This is a genomic window from Tropicibacter sp. S64, assembly GCF_049803835.1.
In the GTDB taxonomy this organism is placed as follows: domain Bacteria; phylum Pseudomonadota; class Alphaproteobacteria; order Rhodobacterales; family Rhodobacteraceae; genus Pacificoceanicola.
Genome location: NZ_JBNAGK010000009.1, coordinates 120,985 through 139,164, shown reverse-complemented (window position 1 = coordinate 139,164; position 18,180 = coordinate 120,985). Strand labels below are relative to the sequence as shown.

The 18,180-nt window shown below is 65.7% G+C and carries 20 protein-coding genes; 8 read left to right on the top strand and 12 right to left on the bottom strand.

Annotation, left to right across the window (positions count from 1 at the left end; translation table 11 throughout):
* Positions 1-46: 46 nt before the first annotated feature.
* Positions 47-571 (bottom strand): component of SufBCD complex, encoded by a 525-nt coding sequence (locus ACP159_RS15425; RefSeq protein WP_425100602.1) that lies wholly within the window; start codon positions 569-571, stop codon positions 47-49.
* Between the two features lie 109 nt (positions 572-680).
* Between ACP159_RS15425 and hemB the strand changes: the two genes are divergently transcribed.
* Both hemB and ACP159_RS15415 read left to right on the top strand, forming a co-directional pair.
* Entirely contained in the window at positions 681-1,679 is a 999-nt protein-coding gene (gene hemB, locus ACP159_RS15420; RefSeq protein ID WP_425100601.1) for a porphobilinogen synthase, read from the top strand.
* A gap of 191 nt (positions 1,680-1,870) precedes the next feature.
* A complete protein-coding gene (locus ACP159_RS15415) occupies positions 1,871-2,425 on the top strand; it encodes a YSC84-related protein (RefSeq protein ID WP_425100600.1) in 555 nt (184 codons plus the stop codon).
* A 128-nt stretch (positions 2,426-2,553) separates the two neighbouring features.
* On the opposite strand, the gene ACP159_RS15410 is transcribed toward ACP159_RS15415, so the two are convergent.
* Positions 2,554-2,838, bottom strand: coding sequence for an usg protein (locus ACP159_RS15410; RefSeq protein WP_425100599.1), 285 nt, complete (start codon positions 2,836-2,838; stop codon positions 2,554-2,556).
* Positions 2,839-3,036: 198 nt separating this feature from the next.
* Here ACP159_RS15410 and gyrA point away from each other — a divergent pair, with 198 nt between their 5' ends.
* Genes gyrA through ACP159_RS15395 form a run of 3 tightly spaced genes read left to right on the top strand, consistent with a single transcriptional unit; the run spans position 3,037 to position 6,404 of the window.
* Positions 3,037-5,766, top strand: coding sequence for a DNA gyrase subunit A (gene gyrA, locus ACP159_RS15405; RefSeq protein WP_425100598.1), 2,730 nt, complete (start codon positions 3,037-3,039; stop codon positions 5,764-5,766).
* The gene (locus tag ACP159_RS15400) at positions 5,763-6,002 is read left to right on the top strand and encodes a hypothetical protein (protein WP_425100597.1); all 240 of its coding nucleotides are present in this window, start codon (positions 5,763-5,765) and stop codon (positions 6,000-6,002) included. The genes gyrA and ACP159_RS15400 overlap by 4 nt, the downstream gene beginning before the upstream one ends.
* A 51-nt stretch (positions 6,003-6,053) precedes the next feature.
* A complete protein-coding gene (locus ACP159_RS15395) occupies positions 6,054-6,404 on the top strand; it encodes a DUF6614 family protein (RefSeq protein ID WP_425100596.1) in 351 nt (116 codons plus the stop codon).
* Positions 6,405-6,493: 89 nt separating this feature from the next.
* Here ACP159_RS15395 and ACP159_RS15390 read toward each other — a convergent pair whose 3' ends face one another.
* Both ACP159_RS15390 and ctaA read right to left on the bottom strand, forming a co-directional pair.
* The gene (locus tag ACP159_RS15390; RefSeq protein WP_425100595.1) at positions 6,494-7,972 is read right to left on the bottom strand and encodes a carboxypeptidase M32; all 1,479 of its coding nucleotides are present in this window, start codon (positions 7,970-7,972) and stop codon (positions 6,494-6,496) included.
* A gap of 3 nt (positions 7,973-7,975) precedes the next feature.
* Entirely contained in the window at positions 7,976-9,124 is a 1,149-nt protein-coding gene (gene ctaA / locus ACP159_RS15385; RefSeq protein ID WP_425100594.1) for a heme A synthase, read from the bottom strand.
* 199 nt (positions 9,125-9,323) lie between these two features.
* Here ctaA and ACP159_RS15380 point away from each other — a divergent pair, with 199 nt between their 5' ends.
* Positions 9,324-9,638 carry an SH3 domain-containing protein gene (locus ACP159_RS15380; RefSeq protein WP_425100593.1) on the top strand — a complete coding sequence of 105 codons (315 nt, stop codon included), beginning with the start codon at positions 9,324-9,326 and terminating at the stop codon, positions 9,636-9,638.
* Positions 9,639-9,706: 68 nt separating this feature from the next.
* Here ACP159_RS15380 and ACP159_RS15375 read toward each other — a convergent pair whose 3' ends face one another.
* Positions 9,707-10,489: an RNA methyltransferase gene (locus ACP159_RS15375; RefSeq protein WP_425100592.1), complete on the bottom strand. Its 783-nt coding sequence runs from the start codon at positions 10,487-10,489 to the stop codon at positions 9,707-9,709.
* Between the two features lie 145 nt (positions 10,490-10,634).
* On the opposite strand from ACP159_RS15375, the gene ACP159_RS15370 reads away from it, so the two are divergent.
* Entirely contained in the window at positions 10,635-11,252 is a 618-nt protein-coding gene (locus tag ACP159_RS15370) for a thiamine phosphate synthase (RefSeq protein WP_425100591.1), read from the top strand.
* Between the two features lie 5 nt (positions 11,253-11,257).
* Here the strand turns inward: ACP159_RS15370 and ACP159_RS15365 are convergent, their stop codons facing one another.
* The 3 genes from ACP159_RS15365 to ACP159_RS15355 all read right to left on the bottom strand — a co-directional run bounded on the left by ACP159_RS15365 (position 11,258) and on the right by ACP159_RS15355 (position 13,240).
* Complete coding sequence (locus ACP159_RS15365; protein ID WP_425100590.1) at positions 11,258-12,082, bottom strand: lysophospholipid acyltransferase family protein; 825 nt, start codon at positions 12,080-12,082, stop codon at positions 11,258-11,260.
* Positions 12,079-12,840, bottom strand: a complete 762-nt coding sequence (locus tag ACP159_RS15360; protein ID WP_425100589.1) for a GNAT family N-acetyltransferase — start codon at positions 12,838-12,840, stop codon at positions 12,079-12,081. The genes ACP159_RS15365 and ACP159_RS15360 overlap by 4 nt, the downstream gene beginning before the upstream one ends.
* A 214-nt stretch (positions 12,841-13,054) precedes the next feature.
* Positions 13,055-13,240 carry a DUF3553 domain-containing protein gene (locus tag ACP159_RS15355; RefSeq protein WP_425100588.1) on the bottom strand — a complete coding sequence of 62 codons (186 nt, stop codon included), beginning with the start codon at positions 13,238-13,240 and terminating at the stop codon, positions 13,055-13,057.
* 28 nt (positions 13,241-13,268) lie between these two features.
* On the opposite strand from ACP159_RS15355, the gene ACP159_RS15350 reads away from it, so the two are divergent.
* Positions 13,269-13,877, top strand: coding sequence for a histidine phosphotransferase family protein (locus ACP159_RS15350; RefSeq protein WP_425100587.1), 609 nt, complete (start codon positions 13,269-13,271; stop codon positions 13,875-13,877).
* Between the two features lie 75 nt (positions 13,878-13,952).
* On the opposite strand, the gene ACP159_RS15345 is transcribed toward ACP159_RS15350, so the two are convergent.
* From ACP159_RS15345 to ACP159_RS15330, 4 genes are all read right to left on the bottom strand, one after another.
* Positions 13,953-15,218 carry a glutamate-5-semialdehyde dehydrogenase gene (locus ACP159_RS15345; protein ID WP_425100586.1) on the bottom strand — a complete coding sequence of 422 codons (1,266 nt, stop codon included), beginning with the start codon at positions 15,216-15,218 and terminating at the stop codon, positions 13,953-13,955.
* A 68-nt stretch (positions 15,219-15,286) separates the two neighbouring features.
* Positions 15,287-16,393 carry a glutamate 5-kinase gene (gene proB, locus ACP159_RS15340; protein ID WP_425100585.1) on the bottom strand — a complete coding sequence of 369 codons (1,107 nt, stop codon included), beginning with the start codon at positions 16,391-16,393 and terminating at the stop codon, positions 15,287-15,289.
* Complete coding sequence (obgE, locus tag ACP159_RS15335) at positions 16,381-17,430, bottom strand: GTPase ObgE (RefSeq protein WP_425100584.1); 1,050 nt, start codon at positions 17,428-17,430, stop codon at positions 16,381-16,383. Before obgE ends, proB begins: the two co-directional genes overlap by 13 nt.
* Positions 17,431-17,481: 51 nt before the next feature.
* Positions 17,482-18,018 carry a GNAT family N-acetyltransferase gene (locus ACP159_RS15330; protein ID WP_425100583.1) on the bottom strand — a complete coding sequence of 179 codons (537 nt, stop codon included), beginning with the start codon at positions 18,016-18,018 and terminating at the stop codon, positions 17,482-17,484.
* Positions 18,019-18,180 lie beyond the last annotated feature (162 nt).

The window sequence follows — 18,180 nt, the reverse complement described above, 5'->3', positions numbered from 1 at the left end:
CGCCTGAAATGGCCCGCGCGGGGGCGCAGGTCAATGGCGGAAAGGCTCAGTGCAGGATGTGCTGCGAGAGGTTCTGATACATGCCCCAGAGCGCGGTGCAGAAGATCGAGGCCATGCCGATGAACTGGGTGATGGTGCGGTGGATGCGCAGGCGCCGCCAGAGCGCCTCGCCCTCGCCCTCGCCCGCCTGGATCTTGCGCGAGGAATGCAGGCTGAGCAGCCCCACAAGCGTCATCGGGAAAGCCAGCAGGAAAATCGCCTGGGCGATTTCGATGTCATACCCGATGCCGAGCACGGCCAGCCCGGTGAGCAGTGCCGAGCCGATGGCGGTGATCCAGAGACCGGCCTCGTCCGCGATGAAGATCAGGCGGTTGGTGTTGATCCGCACGAGGTCTTCGAGGTCCTGTTCCGCCTGCCCGCCCTGCCGACGCGCCCGCGCCACCATGTCGAAGGGCACGCCCAGAACCCAATGCGAGGCCGAGGACCAGGTCACCGCCAGCACGATCCAGAACCACAGGTTCGAGAAGGAGCGCATGTCGATGACTTCGAAAACGGTGCTGTACCAGTCCAAGCGATGAGTCTTTCTGCATGGGCCGCGACGCGGAAAATGCGCTGCGCGGGTCTTGTGGGAGCGGTCTTTCCATGCCACCCAAGAAGCGCGTTTACAAGGACCAAGCCCCATGAAGCCGACAATTGCCGCTTTTCCTGCCACACGCCTGCGCCGCCTGCGCCGCACCCCTGCCATTCGGGCGCTGGTGCAGGAGACCACACTATCTCCGGCCGATTTCATCTGGCCGGTCTTCGTGCGGGATGGGACCGGCATCGTCGAGCCGATCCACTCGATGCCGGGGGTGAACCGGCTGTCTGTCGACAAGGTGGTCGAGGCGGCGCAGGAGGCCCATGCGCTCGGTATCCCTGCGATCTGCCTGTTTCCCTACACCGATCCCGCGTTGAAGACCGAGGATTGTGCGGAGGCCTGGAACCCGGAGAACCTGTCGAACCGTGCCACGCGGGCGATCAAGACGGCGGTGCCGGACATGGCAGTGATGACCGACGTGGCGCTCGACCCCTACAACATCAATGGCCATGACGGGTTTGTCGAGAATGGCGAGATCGTGAACGACCGCACGGTGGAGGCCCTGGTAAAGCAGGCGCTGTCCCAGGCGGACGCAGGCGCGGACATCATCGGGCCATCCGACATGATGGACGGCCGGATCGGCGCCCTGCGCAGCGCCCTTGAGGCCGCAGGACATCAGAACGTCCTGTTGCTGAGCTACGCCGCGAAGTATGCGAGTGCGTTTTACGGCCCGTTCCGCGATGCGGTGGGTGCTTCGGGCGCTTTGAAGGGCGACAAGAAGACCTACCAGCAGGACCCGGGCAATTCCGACGAGGCCATGCGGCTGATCCACCGCGACCTTTCCGAAGGCGCGGATATGGTCATGGTCAAGCCGGGCATGCCCTATCTCGACATCTGCCGCCGGGCCAAGGAGATGTTCGGCGCGCCGACCTTTGCCTATCAGGTCTCCGGCGAATACGCGATGCTGGCGGGCGCGGGCGAGCGCGGCTGGGTCGACGGCGAGAAGGTGATGATGGAGAGCCTGATGGCCTTCAAACGCGCCGGATGCGACGGCGTTCTGACCTATTTCGCCCCGGCGGCGGCGCGGCTGCTGAACGGCTGAGGCGGCAGGCCATGGCGTGAAAGGACGTCGGTCGGACCTCTTTGTGAGCATTTGGAATGGCCGTGCCTAGCGCATTCCCGCGCAAGGTCCACGCAATGTGGTGACAACCGGCGCCCTCCCGCCTATAGTTGCGCCCAACCGGCGGCACAGCCGGACGAGAGGCGATGCAACATCAAGAAACGAGCAGTGAGATGACCCTTTCCCGACGCACGACCATCCTGGGGCTTGGCGCCCTGCCCCTTCTGGCTGCCTGCGGCAATGGCATTGGCGGACGCGGCCCGGCCACCATCGACGCCCGCGTCGACAGCACGCTGAACCAGCTCTACGCGGATTACCCCGGCACCCGCGACCTTGCCGCGAAGTCGACCGGAATGCTGATCATGCCGCTGGTCACGGAGGCCGGTCTCGGTCTTGGCGGCGGCTACGGGCGCGGTGCCCTGCGGGTCGGCGGCGCGACGGTGGATTATTATTCGGTGACCAAAGCCTCCGGCGGTCTGCAGATCGGCGCACAGCAATACGCCCATGTGCTGTTCTTCATGACGCAGGACGCGCTGGAAACCTTCCGCCGCTCCCCGGGCTACGCCGGAGGGGCCAACATCCTCTACGCCACTCCGGCGAAGGGTGAGACCCTGTCGGCGGAGACCACCACCTCCCTCGCGCCGGTCATCGCGGTGATCTTCGGCCAATCCGGCCTGCGCGTCAGCGCCTCGCTCGAAGGCGTGAAGTACACGCGGATCATTCCCTGACCTGACGGCCGTCCAGCAAGAACGCACCCGCTTTTCCAGATGCCTCGACTATTCCGGGCCGAAGCGAAGCCCCGAAGTGCGCCCCGCAGGGGCGCGCCGGTCGTCCAGCGCAAGCTGGACGAAACCGCTCAGTGATACTTGCCCTTGCCGTAGGTGAATTCCCCCACCACGTGCCGCCATTCTCCGGGGGAGATCATCTTGCGGTGGGTGAAGCGGACCGAGTGCAGCGGGCCTTCGATTTCGTCCTGCCAGAACTCGATGAATTTGAACAGCCGCGGATGATCCGGGGCGAGATCGTAGTCCTGCCAGATGAACGTGTTCAGAACATGGGTGTAATCGGGCATGTGGTAGAAGAATTCAGCCGTGGTCAGCCCGTAGCCCTTGAGCATCAGCTCGGTTTCACTTTCCTGCATCGCAGTGCCTCGAACGTTTCTTGTTGCCGTGAAACAAGCTTGCCGCGCGATTCCTTACTTTTCAATGAAAACAGTATGTTAGCAGCCTCTCTGCCCGGCTGCCAAAACCCGGGTCGCCAGCGGCATTGCACCCTATCCCTAGTCCGGGGTATAACCTGCGCCAACAAGATATAGCACCAGAACAGACAGGCCCCCCTCGTGAGCGATACGCCCGAAACTCCTGAAAACGAAGAAGAAAATCGTCCCGTCCCCAGCGGGCCTTCGATCTCGATCGAAAACGAGATGAAGAACAGCTATCTCGATTACGCCATGAGCGTGATCGTGAGCCGGGCGATTCCCGATCTTCGGGATGGGTTAAAACCTGTGCACCGGCGCATCCTTTATACGCTCTGGGAGAACGGCCAGACCCGCGCCAAGCCCTATCGCAAATGCGCGACGGCGGTGGGCGATGTCATGGGCCGCTACCACCCGCATGGCGACTCGGCGGTCTATGACGCGCTGGTGCGCATGGCGCAGGACTTTTCCATGTCGCTGCCGCTGATCGACGGTCAGGGCAACTTCGGCTCCATGGACGGCGATCCGCCCGCCGCCTATCGTTACACCGAGAGTCGGCTGCAGAAATGCGCCGAGGCGCTGCTCGAGGACATCGACAAGGAGACCGTCGATTTCGTCCCGAACTACGCCAACGAGCGCATGGAGCCGACGGTCCTGCCCGCCCGCTACCCCAACGTGTTGGTCAACGGCGCGGAGGGTATCGCGGTCGGCATGGCAACGCGCATCCCGCCGCACAACCTTGGTGAGGTGATCGACGCGACGCTGGCGCTGATGGAGAACCCGGACCTGTCGTCCGAGGACCTGATCCAGTACATCCCCGCCCCGGACTTCCCCACCGGCGGCGTGATCCTTGGCCGCTCCGGCGCGCGCAAGGCCTACCTTGAAGGGCGCGGTTCGGTCATCATCCGCGCCAAGACCCGCATCGAGGAAATCCGCAAGGACCGCTTCGCCATCATCATCGACGAGATCCCCTACCAGGTGAACAAGGCGACGATGATCGAGCGCATCGCCGAGGCGGCCCGCGACAAGAAGATCGAGGGCATCGCCCATGTGCAGGACGAGTCCGACCGCGACGGCGTGCGCGTGGTGATCGAGCTCAAGCGCGACGCCACCGGCGAGGTGGTGCTGAACCAGCTGTTCCGATTCACCCCGATGCAGACCTCGTTCGGGTGCAACATGCTGGCGCTGAATGGCGGCAAACCGGAGCAACTGACCCTGCGGGCCTTCCTCTCCGCCTTCATCGACTTCCGCGAGGATGTCGTCGCCCGCCGCACCGCCTACCTGCTGCGCAAGGCCCGGGAGCGTTCGCACATCCTCTGCGGCCTCGCCGTGGCGGTCTCGAACGTGGACGAGGTGGTCCGCACCATCCGCTCCTCCGCCGATGCCACCGAAGCCCGCGAACGGCTGATGGAGCGCCGCTGGCCCGCGGCGGAAATCCTGCCCTACATCGCGCTGATCGACGATCCGACCCACAAGGCCAACGAGGACGGCACCTACAACCTGTCGGAAACGCAGGCCCGCGCCATCCTCGACCTGCGCCTGCAACGCCTTACGCAACTGGGCGTCAAGGAAGTCACGGACGAGCTCGAAGAACTGGCGGCCAAGATCAAGGACTACCTCGACATCCTGTCGAGCCGCGAGCGGATCATGGAGATCATCTCGAACGAGATGCGGGAAATCCGTGAAAGCTACGCCGTGCCGCGCCGGACGGAGATCGTCGACTGGGCCGGCGACATGGACGACGAGGACCTGATCGAGCGCGAAGAGATGGTTGTGACCGTCACCGCCGGCGGCTGGATCAAGCGGACGGCGCTGGCCGATTTCCGGGCGCAGAAGCGCGGCGGCAAGGGGCTGTCGGGCGGCGCGATGAAGGACGACGACGTGGTGACGACACTCTTCGTCGCCAACACCCACACGCAGCTGCTGTTCTTCACCACGGACGGCATGGCCTACAAGCTCAAGACCTGGCGTCTGCCGCTCGGCGGGCGCACGTCGAAGGGCAAGGCCATCGTCAACATCCTGCCGATCCCGGCGGGCGTTTCGGTTGCCGCGATCATGCCGGTGGACCGCGACGAGGCGGAATGGGACGATCTGCAGATCGTCTTCGCCACCTCCAAGGGCTCGGTGCGGCGCAACAAGCTGTCGGATTTCACAAACGTCATGCGCAACGGCAAGATCGCGATGAAGTTCGAGGGCGAGGACGAGAACACCCGCCTGATCGACGCGCGCATCTGTTCCGAGGACGATGACGTGATGCTGGTCACGAACTCCGGTCGCGCCATCCGCTTCCCGGTGCCGGACGTGCGGATTTTCAACTCGCGCTCCTCGACGGGTGTGCGTGGCGTGCGTCTGCTGGGTGAGGACAAGGTCGTCTCCATGTCGATCATCCGCCATTTCGAGGCGGAGAGCGACGAGCGGGCCTCCTACCTCAAGATGCGCCGCCTGATGGCCGGCGTGACCGAAGACGAGACGAGCGACGACGAGGGCAACGCCGACGCGCCGCTCAGCCAGGAACGCTATGCCGAGATGTCGGCGGCGGAGAACCTGATCCTGACGATCACCGCCAAGGGTCTCGGCAAGCTGTCCTCCTCGCATGACTATCCGGTGCGCGGGCGCGGCGGCCAGGGTGTGACCGCCTGGGAGAAGAGCATGCGCGGCGGCGACATCGTGGCGAGCTTCCCGGTGGAGATGGACGACCAGATCATGCTGGCCACCTCCACGGGGCAGTCGATCCGTGTGCCTGTCGACGGCATCTCCTTCCGCTCCCGCAGCGCGGGCGGCGTGAGGGTGTTCAACACCGGCAAGGGCGAGGAAGTCGTCTCGGTGGCCTGGATCGCCGACCAGGGCGACGAAGAGGGAGACGCCGAGGCATGATGGCGCTGGACGTCATTCTGCTCGTCCTTTTAATCGCGCTGGTGGCGATGCTCGCCTTCGCCATCTACAGGGGCCGCAATGCGGCCTCGCACTCCGCCCGGATCGTCGACGTGAACACGCAGTTTGCCGAGAACCAGAAGCGCCAGATCGCGCTTCTGGAACGGCAGGTGACCTTGCAGGAGCGCAGCGCCGTCGCGATGGAACGCATCGCGGATTCGCTCGAGAAGCGCTCATAAGCGCTTCTTAAGCTCTTGGGTGTACATCCTTCGTCCAGCGGAGGATCACCAATGAATCTCTATACCTGCTCGATCGACCTGCGGAATGACGGGGTCGCGTTGAAATTCGCCAAGGCGCTGGATGACTGGATGGGTCATCTGAAGGCCAAGGGCGTCATTCTCGACTGGCAACTCTACCGGCGGAAGCTGAACCTCGCTTCGCAGCATCACCGGGATTTCCTCCTGAACATCGCGGTCCAGGATCTCTCGATGCTGGACCAGGCGTTCCGAACGCTTGGGACGAAGGACGAGGAAATCGACAACCTGTACCGCGCCGTGCATGACCAGATCCTGAACGCCGATTTCGCCCTGTATCGCCCCTTCCCGGACCCGGAGCGGGCGGAGCGGATGGCGTTGCTGTAGGATTTGGGTAGGGTGGGTTTTCAACCCACCCGGGCCAGGCGGTGGGTTGAAAACCCACCCTACGGCGCTGCCCGGCAATCACCGCCCGGTCAGAGCCCGTACAGCGCCCCGAACTTCTCTTCGAGATAATCGAGGAGCGGCGCCTCGCTCGGGGCTTTGTCACCGCAGGCTTGCGTGATCACCCCGCGCGGCTCGTACAGCCCGCCAAACACCTGCAGGTTCTCCCGCAACCAATCCGTCGCGGGCGTCGTATTGCCCTCCGCGAGCGCGTCGTCGAGGCCCGGCACCGCCGCGCGAAGAGCCGCGTGCAGGCAGCCGGCATAGACGTTGCCAAGCGAATAGGTCGGGAAGTAGCCAAACAGCCCCGCCGACCAATGCACGTCCTGCAGCACGCCATTGGACGGCCGGTCCACCGCGAAGCCGAAATCCGCCTCGAAGCGATCGTTCCACGCCGCCTCCAGATCCGCCACGGCGAGGTCGCCCTTGATCAGCGCCCGCTCCAGGTCAAACCGCAACAGCACGTGCAGGTTGTACTGCACCTCGTCCGCCTCGGTCCGGATGAACCCGTTCTTGACCTCGTTCACCGCCGCATAGAACGCATCCGCATCGGCAATCCCGAAATCGCCGAAAGTGTCCCGCATCCGGGCGAACAGCCAGCCCGTGTAGGCGCGGCTGCGGCCGAGCTGGTTTTCGAAGATCCGGCTCTGGCTCTCGTGCACGCCCATCGACACGCCCTTGCCGAGTGGCGTCAGCCGATAGGCGCGGTTGATGTTCTGCTCGTAGCTGGCGTGGCCGACCTCGTGGATCGTCGAATAGATGCAGCCGAACGGGTCGAGCGCACTGGTGCGGGTGGTGATGCGCACATCGTCGCCGCTGCCGGAGCTGAACGGGTGCACGGCCTTGTCCACGCGTCCGCGCTTGAAATCGTAGCCGAAGCTGCGGGCAACGAGCCGGGTCAGTTTCATCTGGCCATGCTCGTCGAAGGGTCCGGTCACGCCTTTCGGGGACGGCTTGTCCAGCACCGCCTCGCGCAGCGCCACCAGACGCGGACGCAGGGCGCCGAACATGGCGTCGAGGTCGCTGGCCTTCGCGCCCGGTTCGTAATCGTCGAGCAGCGCGTCGTAGACATCGCCCCCAGCGGCAAGCGCCTGCGCCTCCTCGCGGCGCAGCGCGATGATCTCCGAAAGAACGGGAGCGAAGGCAGCAAAATCGTCGTCCGCGCGGGCCTCGGCCCAGACGACATGCGCCCGGCTGACCAGTCTGGCGATCTCGGCGGCGAGCCGCGCGGGCACCTTCGTCGCCCGCTCGTGCTCCTTGCGGATCAGGCGCAGCTGCGCCTGCTGTTCCGCGTCGAGCGCCGCGGCGTCGATCCCCGCCAGCCAGTCGCCGATCTGCGGAGCCACCCGGCGGGCATGCAGCACCGATTCCATTGCCGCCATCTCGTCCGCACGCTGTTCGGCAGCGCCACGCGGCATCATGGTTTCCTGGTCCCAGCCCAGACGCCCGGCCACCTGGCTCAGCGCCTCGGTCTCGCGCTGGTACGCCATCAACTCGTCAAATGCCTGCATACGTCAAATGCCTTCCCGAATGGACTGTTTTCTTGGATAGCGGGCGGCGAACCGCGCCCGCAGGATCAGGGCCCAGAGCAGCACCGCCCCGAACTGGTGCGGCAGCGCGATCTCCAGTGGCGCAGCGTATACAACCGTAACGATACCGATGACAACCTGAACCAGCATCATCGCCATCACGGCATTGAAGCGAAAGCGGGTGTCGGCATTGGGCGATTTGCGCCCGCGCAGCCAGACGACGATGCCGAAGACGAACAGCAGGTAGCCGGCCATGCGGTGCAGGAATTGCACGAGGCCGGGGTTTTCGAAGAAATTCCGCCACAGCGGGGTTTCCGCGAACATGTCCGACGGCCAGAGCCCGCCCTCCATCAGCGGCCAACTCGGGAAATTGCGGCCCGCATCGATTCCCGCCACCAGCGCGCCGAGCAGGATCTGCAGGAAAGCGAAATGCATGAGGCCTGTGGCCATGGAGAAGAGCTTCGGCTCCGCCTCGCGCCGCGCCTGCATCAGGGCGCGTTCGTCGCGGCCAAGCGCGTAGACGTACCAGGCGATGAAGCCGAGGATGATGAAAGCGAGACCAAGATGCGTGGCGAGGCGATAAGACGCCACGTCGAGCATTTCCCCGCCAAGCCCGGAGGAGACCATCCACCAACCCACCGCGCCCTGCAACCCGCCAAGAGCGCCGAGGCCGAGCAGACGGCCGGTCCAGCCGGTCGGGATCTGCCGGGCGGCAAGGAAGCCGAAGAAACCCAGCGCCCAGACGAGACCGATTACCCGGCCCAGCTGCCTGTGGCCCCATTCCCACCAGTAGATGGACTTGAACTCCGCAAGGGTCATGCCCTTGTTCTGCAACTGGTATTCGGGGATCTGCCGGTATTTTTCGAACTCGGATTCCCAACCTGCCGCATCCATCGGCGGCAAGGCTCCGGTGACAGGCCGCCATTCGGTGATCGACAGGCCGCTGTCGGTCAACCGGGTCAGCCCGCCCACCGCGATCATCACCACCACCAGTGCAAAGAGCACCATCAGCCAGAGCCGGATCGCCCCGCGCGCCCCGCGCTTTCCTGCGTCGATCATGCCGCCCTTCGGCGCGGTGCGCGCCACGGGCGTCTCGCTGCCCACCTCTTCGAACAGCTTGCGTTTGTCCGCCATGTCCTGCCTCCGGAATTTCGCGCTGACAGTAGGGCGTGGGCGCGGGGGCTTCAAGCGCCCGGACGGAGTGACGCAGGCCCGGGAAGTCCGGAATTCCACAGTCAGGGTTACCTGACTTACGGGAAAGCGCCGCCGGGCGTACCGTGAGACTACAAACTGCCTCAGACCGCCTCAACCTGCTTCAACGAGAGTATTCCAGATGAACGCCTTTCTCAAATCCGCCGCCTTCGCCCTTGGCCTGACCTTTGCCGCCGGGGCCGCCTCCGCCACCAATTACTGGGTCGACTACGGCGTCACCCTGAACGCCCGCTCCGGCCCCGGCACGAATTACCATGTGATCGGCACCTTCTCCTCCTGCTCGAAGGTGAACGTGGTCGGCTATTCCCACGGCTGGGCAAAGATCCAGTACAACCACTCCTATTACTGGGTTTCGGCCAAGTACCTGCAGGACCACGCCTGCAACACCGGCTATGCGCCGAAGAAGAAGGGTGGCGGCTACGGCAACAATTACTGACCCTGCCGGATTGCGCGTCCCTCCCGCGCGCGATCCTCTGCCTGCCGGACCGGGCGATCCTCCCCCGCTCAGTCCGGCTTTTTCTTGTCCGCGTCCCGCGCCGCAACGGCCTGATGGGTCTTCCAGCGCACCATCTGGCGCATGATCCCGTGCAGCATCTGCACGTCCACCCGCGTCAGCGGCATCCGGCTCCAGAGATTGCGCAGGTTGAGCTTCATGCTGTCCGCCTTGTGCTCCGGAAAGAAGAAGCCCGCCGTCTCCAGCGTCTCCTCGTAATGCCGCGCCAGGTGGTTGACCTCCGCCACTTCGGCCCAGTCCGTGCCCGCCATTTCCTCGCGCAGCGGCGTGACTTCCGTGCTGGCCCGCTGCCATTCGTAGGCGCAGAGCAGCACGCATTGCGCGAGGTTCAGCGAGGCGAACCCCGGGTTGACGGGCACGGAGATGATGGCGTTGGCCTGCGCGATGTCGTCATTCTCCATCCCGGCCCGCTCCGGGCCGAACATCACCGCCACGCGCTGCCCCTCGCCGATGCGCCGCGCCGCTTCGCGCATGGCCTCCTCGGGGCTGTAGACGGGTTTGGTCAGGTCGCGCGGCCGCGCCGTGGTGGCAAAGACAAACGTGCAATCCCCCGTCGCCCCCGCGATGTCTTCGAACAGCTGCGCCTCGTCCAGCAGCCGCCCGGCACCCGAGGCCATGGCAACGGCATTCGGGTTCGGCCAGCCATCCCGGGGCGCGACAATCCGCATCCGGTCGAGCGAGAAGTTCCACATCGCCCGCGCCGCTGCCCCGATGTTTTCACCCATCTGGGGACGGACGAGGACAAAGCTCGGCTGGGGCGTGTCGGTGGGCATGGGTCTCTCCTTGTGCTGCCTTCCCCTACGCAGACGGGCGCGGTTTCGCAAGCGGGGCGGACCCGGTGAAATCCGCCTGAGGCCCATGGTCAAAGGCGAAATCCCGAGGTAAATGGGGGGTCACGTCAAGGACAGGAGACCCAAGATGAGCGCCGAGGATACCCCGCAGATCTATCTCGTCACGCCCCCGGTCTTCGACCTTGGCAGCTTTCCCGGCCAGCTCTCCCGCGTCCTCGAAGGCGCGGACATTGCCTGCCTGCGGCTCTCCCTCGCCACCCGCGACGAGGACACGCTGATGCGGGCCGCCGACGCGGTGCGCGAGGTGGCGCATCGCTTCGACGTGGCGCTGGTGATCGACACCCATGTGGTGCTCTCGCAGCGGCTCGGTCTCGATGGCGTGCACCTGACCGACGGCGCGCGTTCGGTCCGCGCCGCCCGAAAGGAGCTTGGCCCCGATGCCATCGTCGGCGCCTATTGCCACCAGTCCCGTCATGACGGCATGAACGCCGGTGAGGCGGGCGCGGACTATGTCTCCTTCGGGCCGGTCTCCGGCTCGCTCGGCGATGGCGGAACCGCCTCCGAGGACCTCTTCGGCTGGTGGTCGGAGATGATCGAGGTGCCGGTGGTGGCCGAAGGCGGCCTGACCGAAGAGCGCATCCGCGCCCTGACCCCGATCACCGACTTCTTCGCCATCGGCGAGGAAATCTGGTCCGCCGAAGATCCACTGGCCGCATTGCAGACGCTGAAGGCCGCGATGGGCTGACCCGGTCAGTCCAGCGGCCTGCCGAACCCTTCCCTGACCTGCTGTTCCAGATGCGCCGCCAAAGTCTTGCGGTTCGGGAAGTCGTCCACCCGAACCGGCGTATGGTAGATCAGCCGCACCGTTCCGTGCCGCGGCGTGCCGAGCATCTTCACCAGCGATCCGCCGAAGTCCATGTCACCCCACCAGCCATAGAACGCATCCGGTGCACCCTTCGGGGCAATGTAACGCATGCTCAGAGCCTGCATGTGCATCGCATGTTCGAGCCGCTGCGAGAAGAAGGCGGCAAAGAGTGTGGTCTTGAACGGCAGCACCCGCAAGCCATCGGTGGAGGTGCCCTCGGGGAAGAACAGCAGCTTGTGCCCGTGCATCAGCCGGTCCTCGAAAATCTCGGTCTGCCGCTTGGCTTCGCTGCGGTCGCGGCGGATGAAGACGGTCCCGGTGGCCCGCGCCAGCCAGCCGATCCCGGGCCATCCCGCCACCTCCGCCTTGGAGACGAAATAGATGCACTTGCGGCTGTTCAGCACGAAGATGTCCAGCCAGGAGCTATGGTTGGCCACGATGGCGCCGGGCTCCCTGAGGAAGGTTCCCCGGGTTTCGACCCTCAGCCCCATGATCGCCAGCGCCGTCCGGCAGACGCACAGCGTGATCCACGGTGTCACAGGCCGGTCCATGCCGCAGATCGGCCGTTCCACCAGCCGGACCAGCAACAGCAGCAGAAGGCCGCCGAAGACGACCACCGCCATCGGTATCCCGCGCAACAGGACCAATGCCCAGTTGCCCGGCCCGAATGTGGGTGCGGGCGGCGGCGGCGGGCCGTCCCAGGTGCTCATGTGCCCTCCCGCACATAGAGGCCGCGCTGCCGGGCGTTCATGCGTTCCGTGTCCATCACGAGGCAGATGTCGGTGGTGTTGAAGGCGTGGTCGATGAAGGCCCCCTCGCCCACCGTGCCCCCGAGCCGCAGGTAGGCCTTGATGAGCGCGGGCACCGCCAGCATCGCCGCCCGCCGGTCGAGCGCCGCCTCGTCGATCAGGTCCATGCGCTGGAACTGCCGCGAGCGCACCCGCAACGCTTCGGGCGCAAGGTGGCGATGGTGCAGCAGCGACAACGGCTCCGCCAGCGCGGCGATGTCCGTGCCGTGGAAGCTGGCAACGCCGAACAGGATCTCGATCTCGTGTTCCAGAACGTAGTCCGCGAGGCCCTGCCAGAGGTGGAACATCGCCGGGCCGCCCCGGTAGTCGCGATGCAGGCAGGAGCGGCCCAGCTCCAGCAGCCGCCGTCCGGAGGCGCGCAGCGCCGTCAGGTCGTATTCGTCCTCGGAATAGAACTGCCCCGCCGCCGCCGCCTGATCGTCCCGCAGCACCCGGTAGACCCCGACGACGGCGCCGTCCCGGGCCGGATCGCGCACCAGAAGGTGGTCGAAAAACGGATCGAAGCGGTCCCGTTCCAGCCGTGCGTCATGATCCACAAGTGCCCCGTCGCCGCCCAGTTCCTCAACGAAAACCGCATAGCGCAGCCGCTGCGCCTCGCGGATCATCGCGTCGGTCGTGGCCCGCTCGACCACGAAGCTGTCCTGCGTCGCTGAGGTCATGATACCTGTCCGTGGCTCCCTTACTTGCGTTCTACAGCGTCCCGCCTTTTACCTGAATCATCCTGCGACACAAATGTCCCGATAGCACCGCAGGTGCGACAGGGTATTTGTGGCTCAGGTTTAAGGCGGGGCGCTTCAGGGGGCGCGGGGCGACACCGCAATCCCGTGCCGGAAAAGGATATTCCTTCGTTAACCCTTCATAAACTTGTGAAAGTTAATTTTCGTTATAAACTGGAATCAACCCGATCCGGCTACCGTCTATCACGATCTTCCCCTCTTCGCGGAAGTTCACCGTGATCCGCCCGTCGATGTTGGACTGAACCTGTCCAACGCCCCATTCGGGCTTGTCAGGGTGCGTGACGAGCATACCCGGTTCCAAAAACGAATTGAGTTCTTGCATGACCAATCCCTTCGATCGGAGCGACGTGATGATCAAAGATAGTGCCGCCTTGGCCGCCTTGGTAGGGTCGCGGCTCTGCCATGACCTGATCAGCCCGGTTGGTGCCATCCAGAACGGACTGGAGCTGCTCGACCTGTCCGGCTTCGCCAAGGACATGCCGGAACTGGAGCTGATCCGCGAGAGCGTCGTCAACGCCAACGCCCGCATCAAGTTCTTCCGCGTGGCCTTCGGCCTGGCCGGCGACAGCCAGATGATGGGCGAACGCGAGATCCGTGGCATCCTGCGCGACCTGACGGCGGCGGGACGGGTGCAGGTGGACTGGAAACCGACGAAGGACCTGCGCCGCACCGACGTGCAACTCGCCTTCCTCGGCTACCTGTGCTGCGAGGCGGCGCTGCCGCAGGGTGGCACGGTGCGCTGTGAGCGGGGCGAGACGGGCTGGTCGGTCAGCGTCACCGCCCCGCGCATCAACTTCTCGAAACCGCATTGGGAGCTTCTCAACGGCGGACCCGGCCCGGAGGAGCTCGGTGCCGACAAGGTGCAGTTCGCCATGCTGGCAAACCTGTCGACCGAACGCCGTCGCCGCGTCCGCGTGCATCATGGCGACACCAGCCTGCGGATGGAAATCCTCGACTGACGCCGGATCGGTGCCGATTTCCTTGAAAGAAATCGGTCCGGACTTTTTGCAAAAGTCCGGAGCCAGCCTCTGCGGTCAGCTTCTCACGGTGCCGTCGCCGGTCACCTGGTACTTGAACGACGTCAACTGCATCGCCCCGACCGGGCCGCGCGCGTGCATCTTGCCGGTGGCGATGCCGATCTCTGCCCCCATTCCGAATTCGCCGCCGTCGGCGAACTGGGTGGAGGCATTGCGCATCAGGATCGCCGAATCGAGCCGCTGGAAGAACCGCGCCGCCGCGGCGTCATCCTCGGTCAGGATGCAGTCCGTGTGGCTGGAGCTGTAGCGGTTGATGTGCGCGATGGCCGCGTCGATGTCGTCCACAACCTTCGCCGCGATGATCATGTCGAGGTACTCGTGCCCCCAATCCGACTCCTCCGCCGCCGTGACGCCCGCGATGGCTTGCAGGGTCTCGTCGCCGCGCACCTCGACTCCAGCGTCAAGCAGCGCCTTGATCAACCCCTGCCCGATTGTGTCCAGCACGCCGCGGTGAATGAGCAGACATTCCGCCGAGCCACAGATGCCGGTGCGGCGGGTCTTGGCGTTCATCACGACCTTCAGCGCCTTGACCGGATCGGCGTCCTTGTCGACGTAGATGTGCACGATGCCTTCGAGATGGGCAAAGACCGGCACCCGTGCCTCGCGCTGGACGAGGCCGACGAGACCCTTGCCGCCACGCGGCACGATCACGTCGATAAAATCGGTCATGGTCAGCATTTCCTTGACCGCCGCACGGTCCCGCGTCGGCACACGCTGGATGGCGTCCTCGGGCAGGCCCGCGGCTTTCACACCCTCGACCAGACAGGCGTGGATCGCGCCGGAGCTGTGGAAACTCTCGGAGCCGCCACGCAGGATCACCGCATTGCCCGCCTTGAGGCAGAGCGCCCCGGCATCCGCCGTCACGTTCGGGCGACTCTCGTAGATCACGCCGATCACGCCGAGCGGCGTGCGCACGCGCTCGATATGCAAGCCGGAGGGCATGTCCCAGGCGTCCATGACCGCGCCGATGGGGTCCTCCTGCGCCGCTACCGCGCGCAGCCCGTCGACGATGCCCTGAATGCGGGCTTCGTCCAGCATCAGCCGGTCGAGCATCGCCTTCGACAGCCCCTTGTCCGTGCCGTATTCCATATCCTTGCCATTGGCCGCGATGATCTCCGCGCGGCGGGACCAGACGGCCTCGGCGGCGGCTTCGAGCGCCTTCTGTTTGGCCTCGGCTGGGGCGAAAGCGAGCTCTGCTGCGGCGGCCTTGGCGCGCGCTCCGATGTCCTGCATGAGGGCGGGAATGTCGGTCAGGTCTTTCATGACGTGTCTCGCTTTGGTTGAGGGTGGAATACTACGCGTATTTGGAAAGAGAAGAAACCGGGGACCGCTCAGAGCGCCATGTCGTCGCGATGGATCAGCACGGCGCGGCCCGGGTAGCCGAGCAGCACCTCGATCTCGGCACTGTGGTGGCCCGCGATGGCCGTAGCCTCGGCGGCGGTGTAGCGGCTCAGCCCCTGCCCAAGGCTGCGCCCGTCGGTCACCCGGATCGTCACCGGATCGCCGCGTCCGAACTTGCCCTCGACACCGCGCAGACCGGCGGGGAGAAGCGACTTGCCGGAGGCCAGCGCCTTCGCCGCGCCCTCGTCCACCAGCACCGTGCCCTGCGGTTTCATCGCCGCGATCCAGCGCTTGCGGGCGGCGTGCGGGTCCATCTGGGCTGTGAACCAGGTGGCGTTCGCGCCTTCGGAGAGGCGCTTCAGCGGATGGGTCTCGAAACCATGGGTGATCGCCATGGCGCAGCCGGAGGCGGTGGCGGTCTTGGCCGCCATCAGCTTGGTCTTCATGCCGCCTTTCGACAGGCCGGAGCCGGCATCCCCGGCCATGGCCTCGATCTGCGGGGTGATGGCGTCCACCACGTCGAAGCGGGTGGCGGCGGGATCGGTGTTCGGGTTGCCGGTATAAAGACCGTCCACGTCAGACAGCAGGATCAGCGCATCCGCGCCCACGGTGACGGCGATCTGCGCCGCGAGGCGATCGTTGTCGCCGTATCGGATCTCGTCCGTGGCGACGGTGTCGTTCTCGTTGACGATGGGCACGGTGCCGAAGCCGAGCAGCGTCTCGAAGGTGGCGCGGGCGTTGAGGTAGCGCCGCCGGTCAGCGGTGTCCTCCAGCGTCAGCAGCACCTGCGCGGCGGTGAGGCCGTGCGGAGCGAGTACCTCCTCATAGGCGCGGGCCAGCCGGATCTGGCCAACCGCGGCGGCGGCCTGGCTCTGTTCCAGCGGCAGCGTGGTCGCGGGCAGCTTCAGCACCCCGCGACCGAGCGCGATGGAGCCGGAGGAGACGAGGATCACATCCGCGCCGCGCCCCTTGAGCGCCGCCACATCCTCCGCCATGGCCCGCAGCCAGTCCGTGCGCAAAGCACCGGTGGCACGGTCGACCAGCAGCGCCGAGCCGATCTTGACGACGATGCGTTTCGCCGTGCTCAGGGGGTCCATGTGCCGTCCTCGTCCTCATCGCCGCGGGCTTCGGCGGCTTCAGCCTGACGCAGGGCGGTGATGTGCGGGCGCAGGGCGCGGAGAACCTCCGTCACACCTTCCTTCGTCGCACCGGACATGAGCATCACGTCCTCCGCCCCGGCAGCTTCCAATTCGTCCCTGAGGAACTCTCGCTCTTCGTCATCCAGCGCGTCGATCTTGTTCAGCACCGTCACGCGCGGCTTTTCGGCAAGACCCGCGCCATAGGCTTCGAGCTCGTTCACGATCGTCTGGTAATCCTCGATCAGCGTGCCGGAGGTGCCATCGATCAGGTGCAGCAGCACGGCGGAGCGTTCGACGTGTCCGAGGAAGATGTCGCCAAGGCCCCTGCCCTCATGCGCGCCCTCGATCAGGCCCGGAATGTCGGCGACGACGAATTCGGTGTTGTCCACACCAACCACGCCAAGGTTAGGGTGCAGCGTGGTGAAGGGGTAATCGGCGATCTTCGGGCGGGCGTTGGAGGTAGCAGCAAGGAAGGTGGACTTGCCCGCGTTCGGCAGGCCCACGAGGCCGACGTCCGCGATGAGCTTGAGGCGGAGCCAGAGCGTGCGGTCGACCGCCTCCTGCCCGGGATTGGCGCGCCGGGGGGCCTGGTTGGTGGAGGTCTTGAAGTGCAGGTTGCCCCAGCCGCCATTGCCGCCCCGCGCCAGAAGCACGCGCTGGCCAAGCTCGGTCAGATCGGCGACGACGGTTTCCTCGTCCTCTTCGAGGATCTCGGTCCCCACAGGCACCCGCAGGACGATGTCATCGCCGTCCGATCCGGTGCGGTTGCGGCCCATGCCACCCTGGCCGTTGGAGGCGAACCAGTGCTGCTGGTAGCGGAAGTCGATCAGGGTGTTGAGGCCGTCCACGGCCTCCGCCCAGACGTCCCCGCCCTTGCCGCCGTCACCGCCATCCGGACCGCCGAACTCGACGAACTTCTCGCGGCGAAAGGAAATGCAGCCGTTGCCGCCCGCGCCGGAGCGGACGTAGACCTTGCAGAGATCGAGGAACTTCATGAGTTGGGCTTTCTGACGTTTGGCGCGGTGTAGCCGGGATTGGGCGCACGCTCAAGCGGGGGTATTGACGGGAGCGGTCCTGCCGTTGTCGTGCGTGAGGATCATCGGGTGAAAGGCGACCGGCGTTCCGGTCGAGAGCGGGGTAACGGTCCGGAGCTCGCCGGTGTATTCGAACCCGAGCTTCGACAGGACGCGGCCGGAGCGCAGGTTCCCTTCGAAATGACCGGATTCCAGCCCGGTGCCCGCCCGCACAAAGGGATGGCCCAGCAGCGCCTGCCCGGCTTCCGTGGCATAGCCCTGCCCCCAGACACGCCGGGACAGCCAGTAGCCGAAGCTGCCCTGGAGGCCGATGACACCGACAAGCGGGCCACGTCCAGGGCAGATGGCCCAGACGGGCCGGTTCCCGGCAAGGACCGCGCGAATGAAGGTCGCGGCATCGGAGGGCCGATAGGGGTGCGGCGCCCTCGGGAGCCAGCGTGTCACCTCGATGTCATCGAGGGCGGCGGTGATTGCCATGACGTCCGAGCGGTGCAACGGGCGCAGGGTCAGGCGGGGCGTGGTCAGGATCATGGCTCGGCTCTGTGTCATGCGCAGGTGCGGGGCAAAGCCCCGCCCTACGTCGGTCAGGTCTGTCCAGGAGCGTGGTCACAGAGCCGGAGGTGCCGTAGGGGGGGGGGGGGGGGCCCCCCCCCCCCCCCCCGGGGGGGGGGGGGGGGGGGGGGGGGGGGGGTGTGTGGATGGGGAGGCGGG